This is a genomic window from Flavobacterium sp. (assembly GCF_025352015.1).
Lineage (GTDB): Bacteria > Bacteroidota > Bacteroidia > Flavobacteriales > Flavobacteriaceae > Flavobacterium.
On the sequence record NZ_JANXUG010000059.1, the window covers coordinates 1 to 11,274 of the forward strand.

Genomic DNA, 11,274 nt, shown 5'->3' on the forward strand with positions numbered 1-11,274 from the left:
TTTCATATAGGTTTGATTCATCGTCAAAAAAAAAATATTAAAACAATTTAAAAAATAATTTTATGTAAGTTTTTTATAAATTAATTTATATAAAATATGTATTTTATCGATTATTTTATACTTTTAATCGATTATATTCAAAAATAATTTAGTTTTGAAATGTCAAATAAATTCAAAATGAAGTTGTACTGCTTCATTTAAATAATAAATTAAAATAACTCTTTGTTATGAAAAAATTATTACTTAAATCTGAAAAATTAATTCTAATAATCCTACTACTAATAGTTACTTTTATTGGTAGAGGACAAACTCAAACCTACACAACCAATGGTACTTTTGTTACACCACTAGGAGTATCATCTATACAAGCCGAAGCTTATGGCGGCGGCGGTGGTGGTGGTTATGGTGGTGGTGCAAACCAAAATGGCGGTGGCGGCGGTGGTGGCGGCGGTTATACAATATTTCCATACACTGTGGTACCTGGAACCTCATACGCAATAACTGTGGGAACTGGAGGAAGTGGTTCAACTGGCGGCAACGGTATAAATGGTACTTCTACAATAGCAACTTTTGCATCGGGAACAATAAATGCAACTGGTGGTGCTTTTGGTAGAAGTTATGCAAATGGTGGTAATGGCGGTAACGGTGGTAATGGCACAAAAAACGGAGGTACAGGTGGTTCAGGGATTTCTACTGGTTCAGGCGGTGGTGGTGGAGCAGCTGGTCCAACAAGCGGCGGTGGAAATGGAACTGTTACTATTGGCGGTACTGCAGGTGGTGGTTTCGCCGGAACTGGTGGAAATGGTTCAAGTTTAAACGCAGCTACTGGTACAAATGGTAATACATATGGCGGCGGCGGCGGCGGCGGAACAAAAACTTCCAATGGCGGCAATGGTTCTGGTGGCTATATGATTATAACTTACACCTGTCCAACTTATGCCCTAACTTCTGCACCAACTATTACTGGTCCTTTTTGTGGAACCTCAACAGCTGTAATGACGCTCAAGTCTAACACTCTAACATCGGGAACGTATACTGTAACTTATAATCTTTCGGGGGCAACAACAGCAATTGGAAATACAGCCGTAATGAATTTTACTGCTGGAAGTCCAGGTACAGGAACTTTTACAACCCCAACTTTAAACGTTGGCACAACTACAATTCTTGTAACTAATCTATCTTCTTCCTACTGTACAAGTACTATCTCATCAAATAATTCTATAAATGCATTTGTTTACAGTACTCCTACAGCGTCAGCTGGATCAGCAATTACTACGTGTTCTACTTCCGGTGCTGTGAACATTACGGCTGGTTCTAGTGCGACTAATCAAAGTAGTGTAACTTGGACTTCAAGCGGTAGTGGTATGTTTACGAATGCTAATTCATTAACGCTTTGTACTTATAATCCAAGTGCTGCTGATATAGTATCAGGTAGTGTAACCTTAACATTGACGGCTTTTGGAAATGCTCCATGCGGAAATGTTACTTCGAGCAAAACGGTAACCATTAGTAATGCAATGACTGCAAATGCTGGAATTGCGCTCTCTACTTGTTCAACTTCTGGAGCAATCAATATCACTACAGGATCAAGTGCAACAAATCAAACTAGCATTCTTTGGACTTCTAGTGGTTCAGGAACTTTTGTGAATCCTAATTCATTGACCACTTGTACTTACACGCCAAGTGCTGCTGATATAACAGCAGGGAGTGTAACCATAACTTTAACCGTATCAAATGCTGCTTGTCCTAATGTTACGGCATCAAAAACAATGACAATCTATTCCTTACCTACAGCGGTAGCGGGATCTGCAATAACTACTTGCTCTACTTCCGGTGCTGTGAACATTACGGCTGGTTCTAGTGCCACTAATCAAAGTAGTGTAACTTGGACTTCAAGTGGTTCAGGAACGTTTACCAATTCAAACTCTTTGACTCTTTGTACTTACAATCCAAGTGCTTTCGATATAGTATCAGGTAGTGTAACCTTAACATTGACGGCTTTTGGTAATGCTCCCTGTGGAAATGCAACTTCTACCAAAACAGTAACTATAAAAAATCCTATGCTTGTTGTTGCAGGATCAAATGTCACTACTTGCTCAAGCTCAGGAGCTGTCAATATTACATCAGGTTCTAGTGCGACTAATCAAACTAGCGTTACTTGGACCACAAGTGGAACTGGAACTTTTGTAAATCCAAATTCATTAACTACTTGTACTTACACTCCAAGTGCTGCTGACATCTCATCAGGCAGTGTAACCTTAACGTTGACTGCTTCCAATGGAGGTTGTGCCAATGTTACTGCTACTAAAACTCTAACTATTACTGCTGCTTCTACAGCAGTTGCAGGAACACCTATAAATAGTTGTTCTACTTCCGGTGCTGTGAACATTACGGCTGGTTCTAGTGCTACTAATCAAACTAGTGTAACTTGGACTTCAAGTGGTTCAGGAACGTTTACCAATTCAAACTCTTTGACACTTTGTACTTACAATCCAAGTGCTGCTGATATTACTGCTGGTAGTGTAACATTAACCTTAACTGCTAGTGGAAATGCTCCTTGTGGGAATGCGACTTCTTCCAAAACATTGATGATTATAAATGCTACGACTGCAATTGCTGGAAGCGCAATTACAACTTGTGCCACTACTGGTGCAGTAAACATTACTACTGGTTCGAGTGCAACAAATCAAACAAGTATCGCGTGGTCTTCAAGTGGTACTGGAACTTTTGCTAATGCTACTTCATTAACTGCTTGTACGTATACTCCAAGTGCCGCAGATATTACGGGTGGCAGCCTAACATTGACGTTAACATCTTTCGGAAACGCACCTTGTGGAAATGTAACCTCAACTAAAACATTGACCATTAATCCGCAAACAACTGCTATTGCAGGAACAGCTATTACTGCTTGTTCGTCCGCTGGTTCAGTAAACATAACTACTGGTTCTAGTGCTACAAATCAAACAAGTATTAATTGGACTTCCAGTGGAACTGGAACTTTTGCCAATGCTACTTCATTAACAACTTGTACCTATACTCCGAGTGCTGCAGATATTACCGCTGGAAGCGTAACTTTGACATTAACGGCTTTAAATACTACTTGTACTGCTACTTCTACTAAAACTATGACAATCATAAAAGCGGCTACTGCAGTTGCAGGAACTGCTATTACTACTTGTGCATCTGCAGGTACTCTTAATATTACTGCTGGGTCTAGTGCTACAAATCAAACAAGCATTATTTGGTCTTCTAATGGTGATGGAACTTTTAGTAATCCTACCTCATTAACAACCTGTACTTACACTCCAGGTTCTGCCGATATTACGGGTGGTAGCGTAACTTTAACGTTAACTTCCTTTGCAAACGCTCCATGCGGAAATGTAATGTCAAGTAAAACATTGACTATTAATGCTCCAACGACAGCGATTGCGGGAACAGCAATAAATACTTGTTCAACATCTGGTGCCGTTAATATTACAGCGGGTTCTGGTGCGACTAATCAAACTAGTGTATTGTGGTCAAGTAGCGGCACTGGTAGTTTTGCAAATGCGAATTCATTAACTAACTGTACCTATACTCCAAGTGCATCTGATATTGCTGCTGGAAATGTAACCTTAACACTTACAGCATTTAGTGCTTTATGCGCAAATGATACTTCAACAAAAACAGTAACAATTTACGCAACGCCTATAGTAACAGCTACTTTTCCTGGTTCAAGAACAGGAACGGGTACAGTTATCTTGGGAGCAAATTCATCTGTTGGAACTCTTTTATGGTATGCTGCTTCAAGTGGTGGTAGTAATTTAGGTTTTGGTACAAGTTTTACAACACCATCTATTTCAACTACTACTATATTTTATGTTGAAGCAGCTAATGGAACTTGTACTTCGACCCCTCGGTCGTCTGTAGTTGCAAGCGTAAATAATGCAACTATAAATGTAACAGGTAATGCTAGTGCCATTACAAATGGAAGTGTAGCAACTTCCACCACAAACTGGACAGATTTTGGTTCTGCAAATGCCACACGAACATTTACTATAAATAATACTGGAGCTGGGATTTTGAGTTTAGGTGCTATTACTTTTTCTGGAGCCAATGCAAGTGAGTTTACTGTTACCACTGCTCCGAGTAATTCGATAGGTCCTTCTTCGAGTACTACTTTTGTTGTAACCTTTAATCCTACGGCAGCTGGAACAAGAAATGCTTCTATATCTATTGTAAATAATGATACTAGTAATAACCCCTATGTTTTTGCGATAAAAGGAACTGGTGTTGTACAAGGAATTACTATACAAGGAAACGCGGCAACCATTACAAATGGTGCAGCAACTACAACCACTGCTAACTGGACTGATTATAGTACTGTAACCAATACGAGAACTTTTACAATAACTAATTTAGGAAATATAGTATTAACTATAGGAGCTATAACTTTTACGGGAATTAACGCTTCGGAATTTACGATTCAAACTCCTCCAAGTTCCCCTATAGCAGCCAACGGCATTACAACTTTTACCGTATTATTTACGCCAACTGCTGCTGGAACAAGAAACGCTACTATTAGCATTGTTAACAATGATAGTACTAAAAATCCCTACACATTTGCTTTGAGTGGTACTGGTACACCTCAATTAAGCAGTGTAAAAGGAAACGCGACTACAATTACCTACGGTTCAACTACACCAACAACAGCCAATTGGACTGATTTTAGCAACGTTACTGTGACCCGAACTTATACCATTTTCAACTCGGGAACAATTCCTTTATCTATTGGTGCCATTACTTTTACAGGAACTAATCCTGGTGATTTTTCTGTTCAAACAGCACCAAGTTCAGTTGTGCCAGCTTTAGGAAGCACCACTTTTACAATATTGTTTACTCCTGGTGCAATTGGGACACGAACTGCTGTACTTAATATTGCCAATGGAGATACTACTAAAAACCCTTTTTATTTCACTATTCAAGGAACTGGAGTAACCCAAGCAATCACAGTGAGTGGGAATGCTTCATCCATAACTAACGGTACAGCAACAACAACAACCGCAAATTGGACGGACTTCAGCACGGTTGCTAGCACGAGAACTTTTACAATAAATAATACCGGTAATTTTCCCTTAACGATAGGCGCTATTAGTTTTATTGGAGCCAATGCCAGCGAATTTACAATTCAAACTGCACCTAGTTCTTCTGTTGCCGCTTTTGGAAGTACCACTTTCACAGTATTATTTACACCTACTGCAGCTGGTGTCCGCAATGCAACCATTAGAATCACAAATGGAGACAGCTCAAAAAATCCGTTTTCTTATGCTTTAAGTGGAACAGGTGGTACACTGGTAATGACAGTCGCCAATCCTAATGGTGTACTTATTGCAGATGGCGATGTCACTCCAACGGCTGCGAAACAAACCGATTTTGGAACAGTTTCTATTCAAAGTGGTTCGGTTACGGTGACGTATACTATAAAAAATACTGGTACCGGAACTTTATCTATTGGTGCTGCAACATTTACTGGGACAAATTCCGCAGATTTTTCTATGTCTGCTGCGCCAAGTGCGACACTTGCTGCTGGCGCAACTACCACGTTTCAAATAGATTTTAATCCGATAGTAAAAGGAACCAAAACTGCAACTTTTGCCATAGTTACTAATGCAACGGGAATGAACCCATTTAATTTTGATATTACTGGAGTAGGAGTTCAAACCTATGCAGATACTGATGGCGATGGTATTACCGACAACAAAGATTTAGATGACGATAACGATGGAATACTTGATGTTAGAGAACAAAGTGATGCCATAAGTTATCCGTTAAATAATTTATTAACGTATACTTTTTTAAATGAAACTTTTGGTGCTGGTCAAACAAAAGGTAAGATTAACATCAATATTCCTGGGGCTTCAACAACTTCTTGTTACGAAGATAACATAACCACAAATGCTAATAGTTGTGCTACGAATTCTTCTGGCGTGCTAGATGACGGAGAATATTGTGTAAATTATATCATCACAAACACCAACGGCGTTGCATCCGATCCAGAAAATATTCATAAAGATTTGGCTTGGACTGATCAAAGAGACCATACAGGAGATCTTTATGGCAGAATGGCTATATTTAATTCAGATAATACTGCCGGAACTTATTTTTATCAAGCAGTTATAAACGGGATACTTCCAAATACTCAAACAACTTTTGGTTTTTGGGTTATGAACCTCATGCGACAAGGAAATTTGGGAGCTACGATTAAACCAAATATTACTATTGAATTTAGAGATGTAACAGGAGCGACATTAATTGCGAGCTACAACACTGGAGACATTGGCCGGTGTAACGCAGCAGACCCTTCAGACAATACATGTGGTCCAACATTGTCTAATTGGTTGAATTATACTACCACAGTTAATTTAGGTAATATTACCGATTTTTTAATCAAAATCAGAAATAACGCCCCTGGCGGCGGCGGGAATGACTTTGCCATGGATGATATAAAAATTACGCAAATCTATGTAGATTCTGACGGTGATGGTATAGCCAATATCTTTGATTTAGACGATGAAAACGACGGTATTCCAGATATTGAAGAAGCGGGTTACAAAGCATACAGCAATAATACTTCTAAAATGGATCCAGGATTATGGGTTGACGCCAATGGAAATGGTGTTTTAGATGCCATCGATGCACAAATTGCAGGAGGTACCTATATTATTCCTGATACTGACGGTGATGGTGTGCCAAATTATTTGGATTTAGATAGTGATAACGACTCATTTTTTGATATTGATGAAGCAGGATTGTCAAACGGTGACGGAGATATCAACGGAGATGGAAAAGGGGATTTAGTAGATACCGATAGAGACGGAATCTTAGATTTGAATGATAACTTCGTTGGTTTTGGTACAACCGCAAAATCTTATGCTCTTGATACAGACAGTAACGGAATACCCGATTATATGCAGTTAGATTCTAACAATGATGGTATAAAAGATATTCAAACAGGTTTATATGCTAGTTTAGATGCTAACAACGATGGTAAAATCGATGGTTCAGTGGACGTAGACAAAGACGGAATACTGGACACTTTTGACACCAACACGACCGTTATTGGTTCGCCAAGAGACCTCAATAGAAAATTATATCTCGATTTTGATGGCAGAAATGATTATGCAGAAGACTCGCCTATTCTTGGTGGTTTACCTAACGCAACTATAATGGCATGGATTGATATAAATAGCGCATTTAGTAGTGGAGGTGTTGTAGTGGGACAAGATAAATTTCAAATTAAAATTACCACCGTTAAAACACTTCAAGCTATGGTAAATGGTGTGCAATTAACATTTGCAACTCCTCTAACAGCTTCTCGATGGTATCATGTTGCAGCTACTTATGGTGGTGGTAATTTGACACTCTATTTGAACGGAAAATTTGCCGCTTCTCAAGCAGTTTCTGGAAATATTGCAGCCGATCCGTCAAAACTCACATTGGGTAAAAATCCAATTGCCAACAATTTTTATTTCAAAGGTAAAATTGATGAAGTTAGAATTTTTAATGCTGCATTAACTGCCTCTCAAGTGCAAAGAATGGTGTATCAAGAAATTCAAAATTCAGCTTCACAGGTTAGAGGCACCATTGTACCAAAAGATGTTAGTTCATTACCGTATTCCAATTTATTACGTTATTACAGAATGGATACTTACAAAGATGACATTGTTGATGATTTGACTACTTCTTCGATTGATATTGGTACAGGAATGAAATTGTACAACCATAAAGTTATTGCGGTACAGCAAGCTCCAATGCCATTTACCACTTTAAGAACAGGAACATTTGCAACTGCTATTGATGATCCTACTAAAGACATCAGAGGATTGGATGCGACAGAGTTGGATTATTCAATCATTCAAGTGAAACACAATATAACTGATACTGCAAACAATGTAGATTTAGCCATGTTTGTTGATCCAGGTGTAACCATAAAAATGAATAATGATACCAAACTTCAAAACGACTGGTACATAAAACTTGATGGTAAAATTGACCTAACAGGAAAATCCCAATTTGTGCAAACTGCAAATTCAGATTTGGACGTTACAAGTGCTGGTTCACTGGAAAGAGATCAACAAGGACAAGCCAACAAATTTAATTATAACTATTGGTCTTCGCCTGTTAGCTCTATAAATAATACAACCATCAATCATGGGTTTACAGTTGCTGGAGTGATGAAAGACGGAACAGATCCAAATAACATCCAGAATATTACTTGGACACCAGGAATAAATGGTTCGCCAACAACGCCTATGACTTTGAGCAGTTATTGGATATTTAAATTCCAAAACTCAACCAACAGTTATGCTAATTGGTCTTCTGTGGGTCAAAATGGTGCATTGCTTGCGGGTCAAGGATATACAATGAAAGGATGCGGTGCTGCGACGCCAGATCAGAACTATACTTTTGTTGGCAAACCAAACAACGGGACAATTACCTCAACGGTAGGTCCTAATAACCTTAATTTATGTGGTAATCCTTATCCATCGGCACTTGATGCAGATCAGTTTATCAATGATAATTCGTTAAGTATCAAAGGTACATTATACATTTGGCAACATTATAGTTCAAATACTTCTCACAATACTGGACTCTATCAAGGCGGTTACGCAACTTATACCAAAACGGGTGGTACTGCTCCTGTGGCTCCAGCTGGGGTTAGCGGATTAGGTTCGAGTAGTAAAACGCCAAATAGATTTATACCAGTGGGTCAAGGGTTTTTTGTAACGGGTACCGCTACTGGAGGAACTATTACATTCAATAATGGGCAAAGATTATTTATAAAAGAAGATGATGTTGCCAATTCTTACACGATGTTCAGATCAGTAAATCCTACTGTTGCCAATTCAAATCCTGCCTTTAACAATGCGCCAGACAGTTTTGTTCAAGAACAATTTGCGAAATTACGATTGGGTTACAATTCTACCGATAACTTCCACCGACAAATATTGTTAGGTTTTATGAACCAACATGCTACAGCCGGTTATGACAATGGTTACGATGCGATAAGCATTGAAACACTTACAAATGATATGTATTTCATCAACGGAACAGACAAATTAAATATTAATGGTGATGGTTATTTTAATGTAAATAATATATATCCGTTAGGGGTTAAAAACGCAACTGCTGGTAACGTTACTTTTGTTGTAGATGCAAAAGAAAATTTTGATGCTAATCAAGAAATATACATTTATGATAATGTCACAAACACTTACAATAGTGTAAAATCTAGTAGTTATCAAATTAATCTTCCTGCAGGAACTTATGACACAAGATTCTCGTTGAGATTTAAAAATTCAGCAGCTCTTGGAACAACCAATAATGAGGAAGATCAAGGCATTGCAGTAATACATTCACAATCAGACAACATGATTACTATTAAAAATGAACTGCAAGAAGTAACGGTAAAATCTGTTTTATTATTTAATTTATTAGGACAAAAAGTAACCGATTGGACAATAGGTAACCAAAATCAAGCCGATATTAAGTTGCAAGTTTCAGACTTAAGTACAGGAACTTACATAGTAAAAGTACTTACAGATGGTGGTGCTATTACTAAAAAAATATTGGTTAAAAACTAATTTTATTTTGCTTTTTATTTGACACTAAACTGCATTTATTAAAAAATCCCCACCTGGGGATTTTTTGTTTTTATCATTACCAATTCGAGCACTTTTATATTTTAATTAAGAGAAAATTGTATTACGCTGCTGTAACTTTTTTTAGGAAAGTTTAGCAATGAAGTTTTCAAGATTCATTTGAAGTTGTTCTCCTGTCTGCGTGTCTTTTATAATAAAACTAGAGCCTATTATTTCCTTAACTACAAAACGGATATTTCTTTTTTCTGCATATTTGAATTGCTTTTCAATCTTGGCAGCATCAGGATATATCTCTGCTTTAATATTTTGAGTTCGTAAGGTTTTAATAATTTTCATTGCTTCAAAAGTAGGGCTTTCGCCAAAATTAAAAAACAAAACTTTTGTTGCATTTGTAACTGTTTCTGGGAATAAATTCAGTTCTTCGAGCACTAAATAAATTCTGTCCAATCCAAACGAAATCCCTACACCACTCATGTCTTTCAACCCGAAAATTCCAGTCAAATCATCATACCTTCCCCCGCCACCTATAGAACCCATTGCAATACCTTGTGGAGGTGAAACTTCAAAAATTGCTCCAGTGTAATAATTCAGTCCGCGAGCCAAAGTAACATCTAAATCTAAAAATGCTTTTTGCAAACCCAAAGTCGTAACATTGTCACAAATAAAACGCAACTCTTCTATTCCTTGCTTTCCTATCTCTGAAGTAGCTAGTAATACCGAAAGTTTTTCCAGTTTATCTTGAATAGTTCCCGTGAAACTGAACAACGGCTGCACTTTTTGTAATGCTGCTTCCGAAATTCCTCTTTCTATCATTTCTTTTCTTACGCCATCCTCTCCTATCTTGTCGAGTTTGTCCAAAGCGACTGTAAAATCTATTAATTTATCTGTTGCGCCAATTACTTCTGCAATTCCTGATAATATTTTTCGGTTGTTAATTTTAATCGTAACGCCGTTTAATCCCAGTTCAGCAAAAACAGCATCATACAATTGCACCAACTCTACTTCTTGCCACAACGATGTAGAACCAACCACGTCTGCATCGCACTGATAAAACTCTCTAAATCTACCTTTTTGCGGACGATCGGCACGCCAAACGGGTTGAATTTGGTAGCGTTTAAAAGGAAACACAATTTCATTTTGATGTTGCACCACATAACGCGCAAAAGGCACAGTTAGGTCATAACGCAGCGCTTTTTCGGATATTTTTGCTGATAATTTTTTGTAATTAATTTTTTGCAATTCTTCAGTCGAAACTTCTTCCAAATAATCTCCTGAATTCAATATCTTAAAAATCAAACGATCGCCTTCTTCCCCATATTTACCCATCAGGGTTTCCGAGTTTTCAAACGACGGTGTCTCTATAGGTTGGTAACCAAAATTATCAAAATGGTTTCGCATAATCGCAATAATATAATTACGTTTAGCAACCTCTGCTGGTGAAAAATCTCTTGTCCCTTTTGGAATAGTTGGTTTTGAAGCCATGAATTAATTATGAATTAAAAATTACTAATTACGAGTTATTATAATTAGAAAAGGAAAATAATTCGTAATTCCCAAATCGTAACTCGTAATTTACTCGCAAATATCTTATTTTTTAAAACTAATTTCTGCAAACAAGAGAATATTCTTGTAA

At 37.7% G+C, this 11,274-nt stretch carries 2 protein-coding genes; one reads left to right on the forward strand and one right to left on the reverse strand.

The genetic code is table 11. The annotated features are described in order from the left end of the window. Positions 1-227 precede the first annotated feature (227 nt). Positions 228-9,623: a choice-of-anchor D domain-containing protein gene (locus tag Q0Q96_RS05825; RefSeq protein ID WP_293872296.1), complete on the forward strand. Its 9,396-nt coding sequence runs from the start codon at positions 228-230 to the stop codon at positions 9,621-9,623. 141 nt (positions 9,624-9,764) lie between these two features. Here the strand turns inward: Q0Q96_RS05825 and hisS are convergent, their stop codons facing one another. Continuing rightward, positions 9,765-11,123, reverse strand: coding sequence for a histidine--tRNA ligase (gene hisS, locus Q0Q96_RS05830; protein WP_293872297.1), 1,359 nt, complete (start codon positions 11,121-11,123; stop codon positions 9,765-9,767). Between the last annotated feature and the right edge of the window lie 151 nt (positions 11,124-11,274).